This window comes from Lyngbya sp. CCY1209 (assembly GCF_035615495.1).
Taxonomy (GTDB): domain Bacteria; phylum Cyanobacteriota; class Cyanobacteriia; order Cyanobacteriales; family Microcoleaceae; genus Limnospira.
The window spans coordinates 1-18,267 of the sequence record NZ_JAJENU010000683.1 but is presented as its reverse complement, the minus strand read 5'-3'; the positions used below and the strand labels follow the sequence as shown (position 1 = coordinate 18,267).

17 protein-coding genes and 1 pseudogene are annotated in these 18,267 nt (G+C 54.6%); 10 read left to right on the top strand and 8 right to left on the bottom strand.

Annotated elements, in window-relative coordinates:
- Positions 1-1,185: alkaline phosphatase D family protein (locus tag LKE08_RS28265; RefSeq protein WP_324707635.1), on the top strand; the 1,185-nt coding region annotated here is incomplete at its 5' end.
- Between the two features lie 330 nt (positions 1,186-1,515).
- Here LKE08_RS28265 and LKE08_RS28260 read toward each other — a convergent pair.
- Positions 1,516-2,079 carry an HD domain-containing protein gene (locus LKE08_RS28260; RefSeq protein ID WP_324707634.1) on the bottom strand — a complete coding sequence of 188 codons (564 nt, stop codon included), beginning with the start codon at positions 2,077-2,079 and terminating at the stop codon, positions 1,516-1,518.
- A 153-nt stretch (positions 2,080-2,232) separates the two neighbouring features.
- Here LKE08_RS28260 and LKE08_RS29360 point away from each other — a divergent pair.
- Positions 2,233-2,331: pseudogene (locus LKE08_RS29360) on the top strand (hypothetical protein); the annotation flags it as partial.
- Here the strand turns inward: LKE08_RS29360 and LKE08_RS28255 are convergent.
- The 3 genes from LKE08_RS28255 to LKE08_RS28245 all read right to left on the bottom strand — a co-directional run bounded on the left by LKE08_RS28255 (position 2,325) and on the right by LKE08_RS28245 (position 4,264).
- Positions 2,325-2,609, bottom strand: coding sequence for a hypothetical protein (locus LKE08_RS28255; protein ID WP_324707633.1), 285 nt, complete (start codon positions 2,607-2,609; stop codon positions 2,325-2,327). The pseudogene LKE08_RS29360 and the gene LKE08_RS28255 overlap by 7 nt on opposite strands.
- A 115-nt stretch (positions 2,610-2,724) precedes the next feature.
- Positions 2,725-3,723 (bottom strand): ABC transporter permease, encoded by a 999-nt coding sequence (locus tag LKE08_RS28250; RefSeq protein ID WP_324707638.1) that lies wholly within the window; start codon positions 3,721-3,723, stop codon positions 2,725-2,727.
- 25 nt (positions 3,724-3,748) lie between these two features.
- Positions 3,749-4,264 carry an adenine phosphoribosyltransferase gene (locus LKE08_RS28245; RefSeq protein ID WP_324707632.1) on the bottom strand — a complete coding sequence of 172 codons (516 nt, stop codon included), beginning with the start codon at positions 4,262-4,264 and terminating at the stop codon, positions 3,749-3,751.
- A 304-nt stretch (positions 4,265-4,568) separates the two neighbouring features.
- Here LKE08_RS28245 and LKE08_RS28240 point away from each other — a divergent pair, with 304 nt between their 5' ends.
- The 7 genes from LKE08_RS28240 to LKE08_RS28210 all read left to right on the top strand — a co-directional run bounded on the left by LKE08_RS28240 (position 4,569) and on the right by LKE08_RS28210 (position 10,908).
- Positions 4,569-5,177, top strand: coding sequence for a DUF3038 domain-containing protein (locus tag LKE08_RS28240; RefSeq protein WP_324707637.1), 609 nt, complete (start codon positions 4,569-4,571; stop codon positions 5,175-5,177).
- Complete coding sequence (locus tag LKE08_RS28235; protein WP_324707631.1) at positions 5,174-6,571, top strand: DUF4335 domain-containing protein; 1,398 nt, start codon at positions 5,174-5,176, stop codon at positions 6,569-6,571. Before LKE08_RS28240 ends, LKE08_RS28235 begins: the two co-directional genes overlap by 4 nt.
- A 10-nt stretch (positions 6,572-6,581) precedes the next feature.
- A complete protein-coding gene (locus LKE08_RS28230; protein WP_324707630.1) occupies positions 6,582-7,463 on the top strand; it encodes an OmpA family protein in 882 nt (293 codons plus the stop codon).
- A gap of 108 nt (positions 7,464-7,571) precedes the next feature.
- The gene (gene fmt, locus LKE08_RS28225; RefSeq protein ID WP_324707629.1) at positions 7,572-8,555 is read left to right on the top strand and encodes a methionyl-tRNA formyltransferase; all 984 of its coding nucleotides are present in this window, start codon (positions 7,572-7,574) and stop codon (positions 8,553-8,555) included.
- A gap of 262 nt (positions 8,556-8,817) precedes the next feature.
- On the top strand, positions 8,818-9,819 hold the full coding sequence (locus LKE08_RS28220) for a sugar transferase (protein WP_324707628.1): 1,002 nt from the start codon (positions 8,818-8,820) through the stop codon (positions 9,817-9,819).
- 5 nt (positions 9,820-9,824) lie between these two features.
- Complete coding sequence (locus tag LKE08_RS28215; protein ID WP_324707627.1) at positions 9,825-10,262, top strand: ATP-binding protein; 438 nt, start codon at positions 9,825-9,827, stop codon at positions 10,260-10,262.
- A gap of 100 nt (positions 10,263-10,362) precedes the next feature.
- Entirely contained in the window at positions 10,363-10,908 is a 546-nt protein-coding gene (locus LKE08_RS28210; RefSeq protein ID WP_324707626.1) for an NUDIX hydrolase, read from the top strand.
- Between the two features lie 199 nt (positions 10,909-11,107).
- On the opposite strand, the gene LKE08_RS28205 is transcribed toward LKE08_RS28210, so the two are convergent.
- Together LKE08_RS28205 and rpiA are read right to left on the bottom strand one after the other, a co-directional pair.
- Complete coding sequence (locus tag LKE08_RS28205) at positions 11,108-12,289, bottom strand: aldo/keto reductase (RefSeq protein ID WP_324707636.1); 1,182 nt, start codon at positions 12,287-12,289, stop codon at positions 11,108-11,110.
- 146 nt (positions 12,290-12,435) lie between these two features.
- A complete protein-coding gene (rpiA, locus tag LKE08_RS28200) occupies positions 12,436-13,149 on the bottom strand; it encodes a ribose-5-phosphate isomerase RpiA (RefSeq protein ID WP_324707625.1) in 714 nt (237 codons plus the stop codon).
- Positions 13,150-13,361: 212 nt separating this feature from the next.
- On the opposite strand from rpiA, the gene LKE08_RS28195 reads away from it, so the two are divergent.
- A complete protein-coding gene (locus LKE08_RS28195; protein ID WP_375341474.1) occupies positions 13,362-16,664 on the top strand; it encodes a tetratricopeptide repeat protein in 3,303 nt (1,100 codons plus the stop codon).
- 79 nt (positions 16,665-16,743) lie between these two features.
- On the opposite strand, the gene LKE08_RS28190 is transcribed toward LKE08_RS28195, so the two are convergent.
- Together LKE08_RS28190 and LKE08_RS28185 are read right to left on the bottom strand one after the other, a co-directional pair.
- Positions 16,744-17,001, bottom strand: a complete 258-nt coding sequence (locus LKE08_RS28190) for a hypothetical protein (RefSeq protein WP_324707623.1) — start codon at positions 16,999-17,001, stop codon at positions 16,744-16,746.
- A 541-nt stretch (positions 17,002-17,542) separates the two neighbouring features.
- Positions 17,543-17,713 carry a hypothetical protein gene (locus LKE08_RS28185; RefSeq protein WP_324707622.1) on the bottom strand — a complete coding sequence of 57 codons (171 nt, stop codon included), beginning with the start codon at positions 17,711-17,713 and terminating at the stop codon, positions 17,543-17,545.
- Between the last annotated feature and the right edge of the window lie 554 nt (positions 17,714-18,267).

Genomic DNA, 18,267 nt, shown 5'->3' with positions numbered 1-18,267 from the left:
CACATTGACTATGCCTTTAAGAGTTCAGTTTTGGACTGCTTAAGAATCCCCGCGTCTTTAGACCGGGGAGAAGTCAACAACGATTTCGCCGGCGGGGCGACTCCGGCGGACTCTCCCCAAAAAAACGATATTTTCGGCGACGCGGAAACGGGGTTCGTCAACGATACCCCCGTCTTCGATGCCGCCTTGCAGGCGTTTCAGGACTATTTCCCCCTGCGGGATGAATTCTACGGCGAAACCGGCGATCCCCGCACCGCCGGGGAACGGCAACTGTACCGCTACAATACCTTCGGAGATGACGCGGCGGTGTACGTTTTGGACGTGCGATCGTTCCGGGACGCGCCCCTACCGTTTGTGGCGGAGAATGCGGACACCGAGGAGATCCAACAACTGTTGATTGATGCCTTTGAACCGGGGCGGACGATGTTGGGCGAGGCCCAATTGCAGCAGTTGAAAGACGACCTTTTGGCGGCCCAAAATGACGGTGTGACGTGGAAGTTCATCATGTCCACCGTGCCGATGCAGAATTTCGGCATCCCCACCATCGGCGAACGCTGGGAGGGGTTCGCGGCCGAACGCGCCGATTTGCTCAATTTTATCGAAACGAACGATATCGAAAATGTGGTGTTCGTGACGGGGGACTTTCATGGCAATGTCGTCAATAATGTCACCAACCAGGAAGAACCGGGAGAACCGACAACACCGACGGGCGTTTTTGATGTTATGGTTGGGCCGGTGGGAATTCAACTGACGGTTCCGTTTCTTCCTGAACCCTTTAATGAAACATTTGCGGCGCCGTTTGGGCCGGCAACCATCGGATTTACGCCGCAAAGTTTGCTGGAAGAACAGGGGAAATCCCAGGCAGAATACTTGAGTTTAACGGATCGCGTCGCCAAAGATCAATACGTCCGCGAGGTGCTGGACTACCGCACCGAAACCCTGTTCGGCTACGACCCCATCGGGTTGGAAAACTCCCCCATCGATGCGGAGTTATTACAGGGGGAATATCTGGCAGTCCACACCTACGGTTGGACGGAGTTTGAAATCGCGCCGCTGACGGGGGAATTGACGGTGACGACCTACGGCCTCGAACCCTACACCGAGGCGGATTTGCTGGCCGACCCGCTTTCGATTGTTTCCGCCGAACCCGAAATCGTCAGCCAGTTCCAGGTGAGTCCCGCTTGATAGACATTCAAAAACCCGGTTTCCTTCGAGAAGCCCGGTTTCTGATAGTTTGATTTCAACTGGGGCGGAAGGGTTCCAACCTTCAGGCGTGAACTTGCAATTACAGCCCCGCTGCTTTATCATTCGCTGCTACGTTGAAAATGGCGAGATGCACCAACTTCTCAATTTCACCACCAACATGGAAATCCGTGAATTTTGGGAATTAAAGTGACATCTGTTTGCGCCGAGTTAGATTGAGTTTAGGTCTTTCAATATGACTCAATGAAGGGCATGGCTTTGCCGTGCCTTTTTTCTTTCTATCGCGATCGCAAGTCAGCTTTCAGCAATCATCTAATCCCCTTTTTTGCTCAGACACCACTGGTAAGATTTCGTCCGTTTCAAGGTTTCCAACAGTCGCTTTGCCGTCTCCGTTTGCAGGGATTCGGCAATATTGTCGATCCAATGTCGGGCGGCTTCGTACCCGCGATCGATGTATTCTTTCGCCATGACCGCCTGTTCGAGCAAATCCGCATCTTTGGCGATCGCACCCGCTCGATTATTGGGATATTCCACCTGCGACCAAAGCCGAAAAATGTGATCTCCAATTTCTTTTAAAGGTGCCAACTGTTCCCGAGTCGCCCCCTCTTCATCCGCTTTGATATAGCGGGCGGCGAGTTTGTGAATGTCCCCGATCCTCGCCTCTCCAATATCGTGAAAAACGACCATCGTACAGACTTCGTAGGGATTCGGATAGTTTTCTAATTTCGCCAATAAGAAGCCGATTTGCGCGGCTCTGAGGTTGTGTTCCGCCACGCTTTCGGGGTGGGTGACACCGATGACTTTCCAGCCTTCGTGATGGATGCGTCGGAGCTGTCCCCATTCAAAAAATAAGTTGAGAATATCTGAGTCTTGCATTTTCTAGATAGAGGTATGGCGGTTTGCGATCGAATAATCCCCCTAAATCCCCCTTTGAAAGGGAGACTTTGAGAACGATTCTCCCCCCTTCCTCCCCCCTTCTCCCCCCTTCTCCCCCCTTCTCCCCCCTTCTCCCCCCTTTCAAAGGGGGGCTGGGGGGGATGGGGGCTGGGGGGGATGGGGATCGGGGGGATATTCCGACGGCGATCGCGAGGTGGATATCCCCCTCAATCCCCTTTTCACCGTCACTGAACCGCCAAAAACTCGACTCTCGGAATCATCGGATCTTTGACCATTCCGACTCCCCCGAATCCCCACCGTTGCAGGATGCCTTTGAGTTGGGAGCCGGCGATCGATTCGACCGTGAATTGGTCGCGGACTTCTTCGCCGTGTTTGTTCAGATAGCTGAGGGCGTCGAAATGTTCGGAAAACAGGAGCAGATAGCCTTGAGGCTTGTCGGGGTCGGGATGGGCGGCGACATATTGGCCGTCTTGTTTGGAACGCAGCAGATAATAAACTTGGGAAAACATTTTCGGGTGTGGGGGAAGTGAAAAGTGAAAAGTGAAAAGTGAAAAATGGATTTAAAGGGGCGGTGGGATTCGCCTATTTTTATTTCCTTAAAATCTCGATCGTCGCACCTCGTCATCAATTTAAATTTTCGAGTTTGATGCGGGGGTCCACCGTTTTCAAGAGCAAATCCGCCAATAGGTTGCCCAGAATCAACATCACCGCCCCCATCATCAAACTCGCCATCACCAGATACAAATCCTGCTGGCGGACGGCTTCCAGGGTCAACTTTCCCAGTCCCGGCCAGTTGAAAAAGGTTTCGGCGATGAACGCACCCCCCAACAGGCTGGCGAATTCAAACCCCAGCAGGGTGATCAGGGGGTTGATGGCGTTGCGGAGGGCGTGGACGTAGATGACGCGGTTTTCGGGGAGGCCTTTAGCCCGGGCGGTTTGGATGTAGTCCTGGCGGAGGACGTCAAGGAGTTGGCCCCGCATCAGCCGTTGCAGGCCCGCGAAACTGGTGATGCTGAGGGCGAGGGTGGGGAGGATCATGTGCCATGCGATGTCCGCGACTTTGCCGAGGGGGGACAGGTCGGGATAGTCGATGCTGGTCATGCCGCCGACGGGGAAGAGGGGGGAGGTTTTTTGGGCGAGGAAGAGGAGCAGCAGGGCGGTGATGAAGCTGGGGAACCCCTGGCCGGTGTAGCTGACGACTTGCAGGCCGCGGTCGAGGGGGCGATTTTGGTTGACGGCGGCGGCGATGCCGAGGGGGAGGGCGATCGCCCAAGTTAGAATCAGGGAAGAAATCGCCAGCAGCAGGGTGGCCGGGACCCGCTCGATCAGCAATGCACTCACCGATCGCTGATTTTCAAAACTGTAGCCGAAGTTGCCCCGGGTGACAATTTGGGTGAGCCAGTTCCAATACTGCCGGACGGGCGACTTGTCCAGGCCGAATTGCTCTCGGAATTGGGCGATCGTCTCCGGGGAAATTTGGGTATTTCCGGCGTATTTGTCCAGGTAATTGCCGGGGGCGAGTTGGACGATCGCGAAACAGAGGATGGAAGCCAAAAACAGCGTCACGATCGCCTGTAACAGTCGTTTGCCGATGTAGGCCAGGGTATCTTTGTCGAAGATCATAGTCGCTTTCAATGCGGATGGAGGTTCAGTCGTAATCGATCAGGGTGACGATCGGGACATCGGGCAATTTCTGACGTCCCCCCAATCCGTTTAACTCGATGATAAAAGCAAAGCCGATCAGATCGCAGCCGACATCCCGGACCAGTTGGGCGGTGGCGACGGCGGTACCCCCGGTGGCGATCAGGTCATCGACGATCAGCACCCGACTCCCCGGCGGCATGGCGTCCTCGTGCATTTCCAGGCGATCGGTGCCGTACTCCAATTCATACTCCACCGCCCGAATTTTGGCCGGCAACTTGCCCGGTTTCCGCACGGGGATAAATCCCGCACCCAACTGGTAAGCCAGGGGGACGCCGAATAAAAAGCCCCGGGACTCCATGCCGACAATATAATCGGGGGACAGGGAGGCGCATTTGTCCCGCAACAGGTCAACGGTGGAGCGCAACCCCTCGCGATCGCGCAGCAGGGTGGTAATATCCCGGAAGACGATGCCGGGTTTGGGAAAATCGGGGATATCGCGGATGAAAGACTTGAGATCCATGCTCGTTTGGGTTCGGTGTCAACGTCAGAATATCTGCCCTCGGGAAGGGGGGTCAGGCAACCCCAACCCGCGAAGCGAGTGCCTCAAAAATCGTACACTAATAGATTGCACCGATTGCGGACTTTCGCGATCGCCGCCGGGACTCCGGGATGCGGTTCGGATCGAAAGGACGGACGGTCGTAGAATCGAAAATCGCCCTCGACGGGGAACCTACAATTGGAAATGTGAGATCGAAAACGTGGCGCCGTCGCGGCGATCGGATGTTGAAATGTAGTGTGTTGGAATCGATGTTGTCGTGAGTGTAATGCAAGTAGACCCGTCCCAAAGCCCACCCAATCCCGTCATTTTGGACAGTTTGCCGGATGTGCCCATCTCCGAGAAAAAGGGGTGTCCCCGCCGCGCCAAAGTGCAGATCGACCTGATGTTGCTGGCGATCGAAGCCCTCGCCCTGGGGAGTTCGGAGCGGATGCTGATGAAGGTGTCCGAGTTGGAATTGCAGGGAATCATCAAAAACCGCGTCACGTTGTGGCGGCTCCGGAGCAGCAATCCCCTGCGACGCTACAGCCAGCGGGAACCCCTCACCCTCCGAGAAGCCAAAGCCCTCGTCGTCCTCATCTCCATCATGAGCCGGGAGCTGACGGTCCGCATCCGCCAGTTGCTCATCGACTACGAGCAAATGAAACGCAAGCAAATTCCCATCGAAGGGCATCTGCAACTCGACGGCTACCTGGAACGGTTCCGCGTCCACTTCCGCAGCCGCATGAACCCCCGCCGGGCCGGGGTGATCGCCTACAGTTCCCCGGAAAAACTCGACGATTTGGCGATAAGTTTGTTGGGAAAATTGTTATTCTGTACGGGCACGGCCGGGATGCAACGATTTTGGATCAGTCTGTTTGATGGAGAGATAGGATGACGATCACACGTCAGTACAGCTTGCCCAACTGCAAGCTGATTTTGCAGGGGTTAAGCGCGGAAACGGACAATCCAGGCGATCGCCGGCCCCCCCTGTCGATGTTGATGAATGCCGAATGTCACTTCGTCGGCTACCCCGATCCCATCGTGGGGGGGCGGGAATTTTTCGAGTGTTTGGTCCGGCGGGTGAGCCAGTACGCCCAGGAATTTCTCAGCGGGGTGTCCGCCCCCGAACCGGACGATGCCGGGGCTTCCCCGGTGGACCTGCGCCGGGTGGAACCGGACCGGCACCGCCTCACCGTCCGCCCGTCCGGGACGGGAGACAAGGGGGGAGGGGCGGAGCCTTCCAATCCGATTCAACTCGACCTGACGACGGTCCAGCTTTTCGACCTGGTGGAGGCGGTGGACCAGTTTTTTGCCGATTCCCGCACCCTCCCGGAGCTGTCTCTCAACTTGAAACCGGTTCCCCGGCGCCACGTCAAACCGGAGAAACCGGTGGCCGAGCGGATCGCCCCGGTGGCGGTGGGGGTGTCCGGACTGGCGATCGCGGCTTTGGCACTGTTCGCCCTGCCAGTCCCCGAACTCCGGCGGCCCCTGGAACCCAATCCCGGAGAATCGGCGGAAACGCAGACGGGGGCGGAACCGACATCGGGGACCGCCGCGCCCCCCACGGCTGAACCGCCCCCGGAACCGGCCGCGGGTTTGGAATCGGATCTGACCCCGGCTCCCGCCATCGAAGATCCCGAAGCGATCGCCGAGTTGCGGCAGCAGTTGTTCGAGGATATCAACCAGGCTTGGCGGGGTCCGGTGACGTTCGATCGCTCTCTCATTTATCGGGTTGGCGTCGGGGGCGACGGGAAAATTTTGGCCGTCGAGGGGATCAACGACATTACCCCGGAGGAAGAAGCCCAAATTCCCCTGCCCGAATTACAGTATCGGGGCGTGGGAACGGAATCCGCCGGGGAACCCCGGGCGGATTTCGAGGTGGTTTTCGACCCCAACGAAGGGGGCCTCGTCGAGGTGAACCCCTGGTCGGAGTCGCCGGAGGCGGTGGTTGACCTGGAAACCGACGCGGCTTCTCCCCTGCAGGTGGCAAGCTGGCGGGAACAGTTGCAGGCCCGACTCGAAGACATTTGGACGCCGGAGGTGTATTCTCAATTTGAGGAAGAGCTGACCTACCGCGTGGACGTGGATGGAGAGGGGACGGCGATCGCGGTCGAACCCCAAACCCCCATTTCCGAAACCGCGATCGCTCAAACGTCCCTCTCCGAGTTGCGACCCGCCCCGGATGGGATGTCGGACGACCCATCCCCGGCTCAAACCTTTGAAGTGATTCTGACCCCGGCGGGTGAAATTCAGGTGAATCCATTGCCCACCGAAGCCCCAGGCGAGTGAGGAAACATCCATGACCAAAGCTTCCAAATCGACCCGGCCAGCCCCCAAAAAAGCGAAATTGGGGGTTCTGGTGGGAATGCTCACCGTCATTTTTCGCCTGCTGCTGTTGGGGGTGGGGAGCGGCGCGGCCTGGTTCGCGGGGATGGCGATCGCCGAGATCTACGATTCTAACCCCAGTTCCGAACCCCCCCTGACGGAACGGTTGCTGCGACAGTGGCGGGGGGACTCGGGGACGGCCCCGCCGCCCGTCGTCCCCGCACCCCCGCCGACGCCGGAGGTGTCCGCGCCCGAGCCGCAGTCCCTCACCCCGGAACGGCAACGGACCCTCCGCCTACAACTGCAGCAGCTTCAGGAGGAACTCAACACCCTGATCGGCCGGACGGCGGCTTTGGAAATTCAAATTGGCAACAGCCGTCCGGGGGAACCCCTGGAACGGCGGCTGCAAATTATCGAGCAGCAGTTGGCGACGCCCGCCCCGCCCCCCCCGGATGCCGCCGCCACTCCGGCTGAGACTCCGGAACCGTCCGCGACGCGATCGCCTGACGGTCTGGTGGTGACGTTGCCCAGCGACATTCTCTTCAGCCCGGGCAGCGGCGTCCTCCGCCCGGGGGCGAACGTGATCCTGGATAATTTGATCCCGGACATCCAAAGTTACGAGGGGGCCACCATCCGGGTGGGCGGCTACACGGATGACACCGGCAACCGCCAGCAAAATCTCGACCTGTCGTTGCAGCAGGCGGAGGCGGTGGTGAATTACCTCTCCGATGCGGTGGAGTCCGACCGCTATCATTGGGTGGCGGTCGGTTACGGGACGACCCGCCCGACGGCGGAAAATACGTCGGACAACAACCGACAGCTTAACCGCCGCGTGGAAGTCGCCATCAGTCTTTGAAGGGGCAACAGGTGACAGGTGACAGGTGACAGGTGACAGGCAATAGGCAAACAGAAACTTCTCCAATTCCGACTCCCTAATACCGACTCCCAACTCCCTCAAAAAACCATGAAACTCGTTTTTTTTGGAACGCCCCAATTTGCCGTTCCCAGCTTGGAAAAATTGTTGGCACACCCCGAAATGGAGGTGGTCGCCGTCGTCACCCAACCGGACAAACGGCGGGGACGGGGCGGCAAGACGAGCCCTTCTCCAGTGAAGGCGATCGCGATCAATGCCGGTTTGCCCGTCTGGCAACCCCGCCGCGTCAAAAAAGATGCCGACACCCTGGACCAATTGCGATCGGCGGGGGCGGATGCGTTCGTGGTGGTGGCCTACGGACAGATCCTGTCGCCGGAAATTTTGGAAATGCCCCGGTTGGGGTGCGTGAACGCCCACGGCTCCCTCCTGCCCCGGTATCGGGGGGCCGCGCCGATTCAGTGGTGTCTGTACCACGGGGAAACCGAAACCGGCATCACCACCATGTTGATGGACGCGGGGATGGACACCGGGCCGATGTTGTTGAAAAACTATACCCCGATCGGGCTGTTGGAAAATGCCTCGGATTTGGCCGGACGGCTGGCGTGTAGGGCGGGGGACCTGCTGCAGGAGACCCTGCCGAGGTTGGCGGACTCAACGGTGGAGCCGACCCCCCAGGACGATGGGGAAGCCACCTACGCTCCCTTGCTCGGGGGGGATGACTATCAACTGGACTGGTCTAAACCCGCGATCGCCCTCCACAACCAAATTCGCGGGTTTTACCCCAACTGCGTCACCACATTTCGGGGCGAACCGATGAAAGTCGGCGCCACAGTCCCCCTCGGTTCCGAGTCCGAATCCCAACTGCCGCCGGAATTCGCCCCGTTATTGTCTCTGGCCCCGAAATCGGGGCAAGTCGGGGAAATTGTCGCGATCGCCAAGCGTTTCGGGCCGGTCGTCCAAACCGGGGACGGATATTTGTTACTTTCGCAAGTCAAGTTGCCGGGGAAACGGGCCCAGTCGGGATGGGATTTTGTGAATGGAACCCGTGTAGCACCGGGCGAACAAATCGGATAAAATCGGATGGAGTATTGGAGCCATCCGTTCGGGTGCAAATTTCACGGAGCCGAATGGGTTGAGACCCGCCCGGACTATCGGGTTTATTGTCGAAACAGCATGAAACTTGCCGTCGCCATCGGTCTCCCAGGAAGCAAGTGACCCCCTGAAAACGGTTAGCTGCCAGTCAACTTCTAGTGCTTACTCCCCTTTTCAATTTTTTTCGCCCTAGACTAGGATAGAGCAGAAATTCGATCAAACCACCCAGCAACATTGTATTAAGATGGTCAGCCAAACCCCAGAGGTCAATTTTCCCGTCCACATTCAGGACGACACCGCTCGGGTCACGATTCCCCATCGCCTGAGCGTCCTCGAAGCCGTCGCCTTCAAGTCCACTTGTCACGACCTGGTTTTGGGTGATGAGATTCCCAAAACCGTCGTCCTCGACTTCAGCGAAACAACATTTATCGACAGTAGCGGGGTGGGGGCGCTGGTGAGCAACCTCAAAGCCGCGAAGGAAAAACAAGTCGAACTGCGTCTGAAAAATGTCGGCCCCCAGGTCATGGCTGTTTTCTCCCTCACGTCCCTCGACCAAGTGTTGACCTTCGAGCATGATGCCCCCGTCACCCCGCAACCCGTCGGGGGTACGAACAATAGCGAACTGCTGCCGGTGACGCACCCGTCAATCCGATCTTGGATCAAACGGTTCCTCGATATTGTCGGCGCGATCGTCGGTTTGGCAATCACGGGGGTATTATCCATTCCCATTATGATCGCCATCCGCCTCGATAGTCCCGGCCCGATCTTTTTCGGTCAAATCCGCTGCGGCTGGATGGGAAAACGGTTCCGAATGTGGAAGTTTCGCTCGATGGTCGTCAATGCCGAAGCCCTCAAAAGTACCATTCCCAACCAAGCCAAGGGTCAGATTTTTAAAAATGACAATGACCCCCGCATTACCAAAGTCGGCCGGTTTCTGCGACGAACCAGTTTGGACGAACTGCCCCAATTTTGGAACGTTTTAAAAGGAGAAATGAGCCTGGTGGGAACCCGCCCCCCCACCCCCGACGAGGTGGAACGCTACGAAGTTCCGCAGTGGCAGCGTCTCGATGTCAAACCGGGAATGACAGGAGAGTGGCAAGTCGGCGGGCGATCGCAGGTCAAGGATTTTGAAGATATCATCCGGCTCGACCTGAAGTATCAAGAAAACTGGAGTTTGATGTACGATATCAAGCTCATCTGGCGGACGATCGCGGTTCTGTTCAACAAAAATAGCGGCGCAATGTAGAATTAATGGAAGATGAAAAGCTCTTGGCGCGATCGCATCTTCAAGTTCAGACCGATCTACAGTCATTGGAGGAGATTTTAGCGTGGTTTGAAAAAATCACGGCTCCTTTTTTGGCTTCGGATCTGATGTACAGGTGTCAGATTGCTCTCACGGAAGGATTTACAAATGTCGTTCGTCACGCCCATCGGGGATTGTCCGAGACAACTCCCATCGATATCGAAGTGACGATTTTCTCAAACTGCATCGAAATGCAGATTTGGGATGCCGGAAAACCGTTCGATCTCGAAAAAACGTTGCATCTGATTCGCGAACAAAATCTCGAACCCTTGGAACAAGAAGGGGGAAGGGGATTGATGTTCATGTCCAAACTCACCGACGAATTGACCTATCGTCGGGTCGGCAATTCCCGCAATTGTCTGACCCTGCGGAAACGGTTTTCCTAGTTTGAAAAGATCCGACTGGAGCATCTACCATTTTACCCCTTATCTCACCCAATTTTTGATCGCATTCTCTCCCTTCCATCCCCTTGACTGTGATTTTTTTATGACCCCTTCGCAACCCCCCTGGGACGTTTTAAGTCGCTTCGTGGAGATCCGCTCTCCCTGGCTGACGCTGATCGGCGAAAAATTACGAGATAACCGCAGCCAAATTTTGGAATATTGGCGGGTTGAAAAGGCGAATTCTGCCGTCATCTTAACGATACGGCCGGATCAATTCGTGCTCCCCTTACCGACGTACCGTCCCGGTTTGGGGGAGGCGACCCTGGACTTTCCGGGGGGGCGGATTCCGGCGGACCGGGAGGCGATCGATGTCGTCCCCCAGATTTTACAGCGGGAATTGGGGGTGGCGGAAAGTGAGATTTTGAAAATCGAATCTTTAAATGATAAAGGTTGGGCAGTTAATAGTTCTTTTTCCAACCAAAAACTTTACGGTTTTGTGGCACAATTGCAGCCCAATTTTGCGGGCGATCGCGATAAAATTGGGGCGACTTACCCGATCACATCCGAGGGAATTGCGGAACTTTTGCGGGATTTGACCTGTCTCCAGTGTCGGGCGGTTTTGCTGGAGTGGATGCGATCGCGGCCCTGATTGATGGCAATTTCAAGGAGTCTTGGGGCGATCGTTTAAATCCTCGAGTTGCGATCGCCATCGGAAAGTGATTTATACCAGTCGCCAGGGTCATTATATCAGATCCGGTGAAATACCTGGATTTGAGATCACCCGATCGTTGGGATGTACGGTCGAAATCAGAATCAATTATTTGAAGAATATATGCTTTTAATTGATGTCAACTTCGAGACAGTCGCTGCACTGACTGCCCCCCCAAAAGCCGGTGGGTTTCCCGCAGGAATTGGGGGATTTTGTCGGCGTGGGGGCTGTTTTGCAAACAGGTTTTTAAATCCACTTGATCGACGGTTTCGGCATTTTGTCCGGGGAACCAGTGACCGCCATTTCCGAGCAGGTTGTAGCGCATTTTTCCGTATTCTACCATATCGTAGGCGATCGCCAGGTTTCGCAGCCACAAAATACTCGGAATGTTGATGTTATTCGGGGTTTCTTCCGGTTGGGGTAAACCCTGATGCCAGGTTTTCAACCAATTTTCGCCCAGGGTTTCGATCGCCGTATTTTCTAGGCGTTCTAAGATCGGTGGCAACAGTTCGTCCCAGCGATCGAGAAGGGGGATGGTTTTCAAATGTTCGTCAAAATCCGAGGGTTTTGATGCCCCTAAACTGAGGGTATGAACTTCCGGATGGGACAGACAAAATAAGTCGTTAAACACCATCGGACTGAGGGGAGAACACAACTCCACCAACTTTTTGGGGGGGTCGTACAATTTGCCGCCTTTGTCGGAGGGACTGATAATAAATACGCCCATATCGTGGCGGGTGGCGGCTTCGATCGCAGGCCAGTTCAGTTGGTTGATATAATACCAGTGCAAGTTCACATAGTCGAATTGATCGGTTTCGATCGCATCGACAATTACATCCGTCGGGCCGTGGGTGGAAAAGCCGATAAACCGCACTTTTCCTTCCCGCTGCAACTCCCGGGCGACTTCCAAGCAACCGGGCGATCGCGTGCAGTAATCCAAAAGTTCCGGCGTATTGATGCCGTGCAAGCCCAATAAATCGACGTAATCCAACTGTAAATAATTGAGGGATTTCTCGAAGTCGCGACGGAACTCCACCGGGTCAGGTTTGGGGGAAACTTTGGTTTGAATAATCAACCGTTCCCTCGGCAATTTCGGCAAAATCCAGCCCAACTGCATCTCGGACGTTCCGTATCCCCTCGCCGTTTCGATATGGTTAATTCCAACTTCGAGGGAACGGCGGATCGTCGCTTCGAGCTTCCGCTGACTTTCGACCGGTACGCGATCGGCGGATGTGTCTTGCCACTGGTATTGATATCGCATTCCCCCGCAGGAAAAGACGGGCATGGGCAGTTCGGTGCGTCCGAAACGTCTGTAGTGCATCATGGGAATTTTAGAGTATCAACGATTGGGGAGACTATGGGTAGTATAACGATTTTTTTGGGATGCGGGCAATCCCCCGGGCTTCCCTTGAGAAGGGGAATGCGATCCCCCCCGGCCCCCCTTGAGAAGGGGGGAGGAATAGGAAGTTATGAAATTTCGCGGATGACGGGTTTGCCGTCTTCAATTTCGCCGACCAAAATTAGATCCGCGACTCCCACAAATAACCCATTTTCTAATACCCCCGGAATGTTGTTGATGGTTTTTTCCAACTCCGCCGGGTTGTCGATCGCGTCGAATTTGACATCGATGACCATGTTGCCCTGGTCGGTGATCACGGGTCCGGCTTTTTTGACCCCCATCCGCAGGGTGGGTTGGCCGCCGAGTTTTTCGATCGCCCGCATCACGGGAGTCATGGCCATCGGCAGGACTTCCACGGGTAGCAAAAATGTGGAACCGAGGCGATCGACCAATTTGGACCCGTCCACGACCACGATAAACTGGTCGGCGAGGGAATCGACGATTTTTTCGCGGGTGTGGGCCGCCCCGCCGCCCTTGATCAAGTTTTTATTCGGATCGACCTCATCGGCTCCGTCGATGGCAACATCCATGTGGTCGATTTCATCTAAACTGGTGAGGGGGACGCCGTATTCTTTGGCGAGGACGGAGGCCTGAAACGAGGTGGGGACGCCCTTGATGTCCTTGAGGTCGCCACTTTTGAGGCGTTCGCCCAAGAATTGAATCGCGTAGGCGGTGGTTGACCCCGTTCCCAAACCGACGATGGAACCGGACTGAACGCGGTCCGCCGCCGCCTTCCCGACCTGCTGCTTCATCAACTTTACGGGGTCTTGTTCTGAACTCATGTTTGATACTCCTAACGGCCGTTTTGAATCACTCGTAATGCGAACGATCAATTTTTACTTTATCGCGGTTCGGAGCGGATGAAACATCCGATTTTGAAAAACCGCCAAACGGCCGGGGAGATTTGTTGATGCGATCGCGATATTGTATTATACCACAGGAAGGCGATGGGAATCGCAGACGCTAATCGTTTTTGAGTGGATTGGGGCAATTGGTGAATTCAGAACAAATAGGGGATTATTTAGATCGGGGATTGCAATCTTATCTTCGGGGAGATTATCGGGCTGCTATCCGGAATTACCGTCGCGTTTTGGAACTGAATCCGAACGATGCGGAAATGTATTGCAAACTCGCGGAAGCGTCTATCTATAACGGGGATGTGGAAGTGGCGATTTCGGCGTTGGAAGATGGGTTGCGACTGCGGCCGGATTTCGCCTCGGCTTATTTGCGGGTGGGAAATGCCTTCCAGCAGTGCGACCTGACAGAATTGGCGATTTGGGCCTACACCCAGGCCTTGGATTTGCGGCCGAACGATGCGATCGCCCGGACGAATTTGGGCAGCGTTTACTATCAGTGTCTGCGGTTTGAAGAGGCGATTCAATGTTATCAAAAATCCCTGGAACTTCAACCGGATTGGGCGGTGGTGTATTGGATGTTGGGAAATGCCCTGTTCCAAACGGGTAAACTTCCCGAAGCGATCGCCCGCTACCAGGAGGCGATTCGACGGCAACCGAACCGACCGCAATTTTATCTGAAATTGGCGGAGGCATTGTCGAAGGTTCACCGGAAAGAAGAGGCGATCGCCAATTATCAAACCGCCCTGAATCTCGACCCCGAAGATCGCGAAACCGTTCTCGAAAAAATCCGGGAGTTTCCACCCCAATTCGAGGGCAATATTTCGGAGTCCCTCAGCTTCGTGGAAGAGTCGGACGAACGGTTTGAAGAAGGGGGCGTTGACTTATCCGAACAAGTCTTTGAGGGGGAACTGCGATCGCACCCAGAAACGGCAGAATCGGAAACGTTAGTCCCCTCCCACGCCGAACAGTTTTTCGTGGAACGTCCCGGGGCGGTTTCCCCCCCGAAACCGGAACTTTCTCCGGCGGAAATATTACAAAAACAGGCGGAATTGTATTTATCTCGGGGCAACTGGGAAGCCGCGATCGCGGCTTGCCGGGAAGCCCTGAAATTGCAGCCGGACTTGCTGTTGGCGTTCGTGACGCTGGGCAACGCCCTCCACTTTCAGGGCAAGGTTGACGCGGCGATCCGGGCCTATTCCCAAGCCTTAGAAATTGACCCCAATTTTGCCGAAGTTTACGCCAACCTCGCCACCATGTATTTACGCCTGGGGCGGACGGAAGAGGCGATCGCCAGCTATCAAAAATCCCTGGAAATCAAACCCAACCTCGCCGCCGTTCACTGGAATTTGGGGCGGGTTTATCAACAGTTGGGGCGGGCGGAAGAGGCGATCGCGGCTTGGAATGAAGCTTTAAAATTAAAACCGGATTTGGTGGAGGCAGAATTTAACTTTGAATTCGGCAACAGTCTCGCCCGCCGGGGACAGTTGCAGGAGGCGATCGCGAGTTACCGGCGGGCGATCGCGGGGAAACCGAATTGGGCGGAACCCTACGGAAATATCGGCTGTCTGCTGTCGCAGCAAAACCGATTTCAAGAGGCATTGGAACAGTTCCAAACGGCGATTCAACTCAACCCGGAATTGCCGGAATTGTACCTCCACACCGCCCGGACTCTGACGAAATTGGGGCGCCACCGGGACGCGATCGCGGCTTATCAAAACCTGGTTCGCCTCAAACCGGACTACGCCGACGGCTATGCCAACATGGCGAATATGTACGCCACCATCGGGGAAATTACACCGGCGATCGCTCACTATAAAAAAGCGTTAGAATTGCAGCCGGAATGGGCGGAGGTTTACTGCCGCCTCGCCCACATCCAAAAACAGGACAGCCCCCACGAGGCGGTGGCGAATTTAGAGAAAGCGATCGAACTCAAACCCGACTTCGGCGAAGCCCACCAGCAACTCTGCGATCTCCTCAGCCATTCCACCAATTTGGCAAAAGCCAGAACCGCCGCCGATCGCTACTGGGAAACCTGTTCCGATACCATCCCCATTTTTTGTGCAATCGCCTATATTTTTGCCTACACCCAGTCCGGTGCCTGCGAAGAAGCCCTGGAAAAATTGCGGGAATTGGAACGCATCTGCCGCGATCGTATCGACACCTTAAGCGACATCGAAATTCGCCTCATTTACGAGATTTTATTATTCACCGTCCCCCACCTGCGAGACGATTTGGAAGGCAACGCCCAATTGTACCGCCTCATCTGCCAATACTACTACAAAAAACCCCTCGCCGAACCGCCAAAACTTTACGCCGAACCGCGATCGCCACTGAGAATCGGCTTCCTTTCCAAACACTTCCGCCGCCACTCCGTCGGCTGGTGTAGCATGGCGGTTATCCGGGAATTGACGACCATCACGCCCCACGTTAATTTATATATTAGCGGCCGACTTCACGCCGACGAAGTGACCGAACGCTTTCAACAAATTGCGGAAAAATGTTATTGGCCGAAACACTATCCCAACGGCTTCGCTTCGGCGGAAGAATTGAACCGGGAAATCCGCCGCGATCGCGTCGATGTTTTGGTGGATTTGGACTCCATTACCATCCCCGTCAACGTCCAAGTTCTGCACAAATCCCCCGCCCCCGTCTGCGTCACCTGGCTGGGATTCGACGCCCCCTATTTATCTCCAAATCACTATTTTATCTGCGATGAAAATAGCCACCCGCCGGCCATCGAACGGCATTATTTGGAACGGTTAATTCGCCTGCCCGAAACCTCGGTCGCGATCGACGGACTCCCCACCCGGCCGGTGGACTGCCGCAACGTCAGGCAGCAGTTAAATATCTCCCCAAATGCGATCGTTTTTCTGTGTGTCGCCCCGGGGCGAAAAACGAATTGGGAGATGATCCGGGCCCAGGTGAAAATTTTGCGATCGGTGCCCGAGAGTCTTTTAATTCGCAAGGGGCAGGGCGACCCGCAATTACTTCGCAAAATGTACAATGATGCCTGCGAAGCGGAAGGGGTGGATATCAACCGATTAATTTTTATCGGTCTGACGAAAACGGAGGAGGAACACCGGGCGATTTATAAGGTGGCGGACGTGATGTTGGATTCTTATCCCTACAACGGCGGGACCCACAATTTGGAGGCGTTGTGGTCGGAATTGCCCGTGGTGACGCGATCGGGGCGGCAGTATTTGTCCCGCATGGGTTATGCTTTTTTAAAGGCCGTCAATCTGGATGTGGGCTGGGCTTGGAGTTGGGAAGAATACGCCCAATTGGGCATTGAATTCGGCCGCAATGCGGCGTTGAGACGGCAAATTCGCGATCGCCTGGCGATCGCCAAACAACCCGATACCCTGGCGCCACTGTGGAATCCGAAGCAGTTGGCGAACCGGATGTATCGGGTATTTGAAGAATTGCGATATCGGAATTGACCCTGAAAATTATCAATATCGTGGCGGAGATGTGTCGGTTTTTGATGTCAGTTAATCGGGAATAAAAGCCCGTTTCGTCTCACCGGTCTGGATCGGAAATTAGGGCTTTAAACTCCGGATATTCCCAGATATTCTCACTTTCTGCAGCCATTCTTCTTTGTACGTCGATGGGACGATTCATCACGCAACCTCGGTTATCCGGGCTGACGAGACATCCATTCGCGTCCTCCGGATGGTAGGCCAGTTGCAGCAAAGTGCCGGCCGCAAAGCTGCCCCCGATCGTACTGACAGCAAACAAAACAATTTTTCCGTACATATCGTTACCGTTGATAATCATTTTCTTCACTCATTCATTAAAGCAAGACTCGGAATTTTTAGGAATGTTGGAAATGCTGAAAGTTTGAGGTGGAAAAAATACCGTTAAACGGAGAGTAGTTCATCCGTATAAATACGGATGTAAGCGATGCAATCTGTTTTTATTATCGTTAATTTTACGGATGATGATTATAAAGTTTTGGTTAAATTTTGCCATTTATTGTAAATATATTGTGAATTTATGAATTCATGAATTGTGGCTTTAAATGTATCTAAAATGCCAATTTAACCCTTTTAAAGTGGTTTTAAGGGTGCGGATAATTGCCATTTTGAGCGGGCAGTTAAGCCCGAGTTATTCATCTCCAGAGGACACAACCGCGATCGCACTGAGTTCTACGCGATCGCACGGTCATTGCCCCCGTCGATGGCCCGAGTTGACGGTTCGGATCTCCGGCGGGTCAGACCGCGATCGCGCGGCCAAATTTCTCCGGTTCGATGGGCCATTCCCAAATGATAGATGGGCCATTTTGAAGTGAGTATCACCCGATCTATTTGTCCGATACTTAATCTGATCGGTCGGATTCTGCCATCCGAGCGTTTAACTCTTGATAATTCCATTCTTCTTCGACATTCAAAGCGGCCCGTCTTTGTACGTCGATGGGGCGATTCATGAAGCATCCCCGGTTATCCGGACTGACGAGGCATCCATCGACATCATTCTGAGCGTATACCATTTGTAAGCCTGTCGCAACCGTAAACACTCCCAAAAACAAACCGGCGACAGATACAGTAACCTTCTCGTACATATTTATCATCCGTTAAATCACTTAAGTATTGATCCGAAACACGATCTCATCTTAATCAAGTTTTGAGAGAGTTTAGATGAAATTTTGATGAATTTTTCGGGTCTTATGTAAAGGGGATGTAAAATCAAAATGTATAACTAATGTTATAGAATTGACTAAAAATGGCGCAAAAATAGGCTTTTTGGTGGTTTTATGGGTGCGGAAAATTGCGATCGCCCCCCCGTTTTTTGGACAAAAGTTGATGGCCTCACCATCTCCGTACACAACCGCGATCGCACGGAGACGGCCGGCAGATCCCTTTGGCAATGAAATCTCAAATCTAAAATCAGGGCGTCGTGCCTTGCGCCCCTACAATTCCCGACCCCCGATTCCCCGCGATCAAACGCGCTATTATTAGCGATAGTGGTGCGATTCGTTCAGGAACGAAATAGGGCTGAAATGCCCGAAATAACTTCCTGGTAAGGCTTTCATCCCTCTGGATG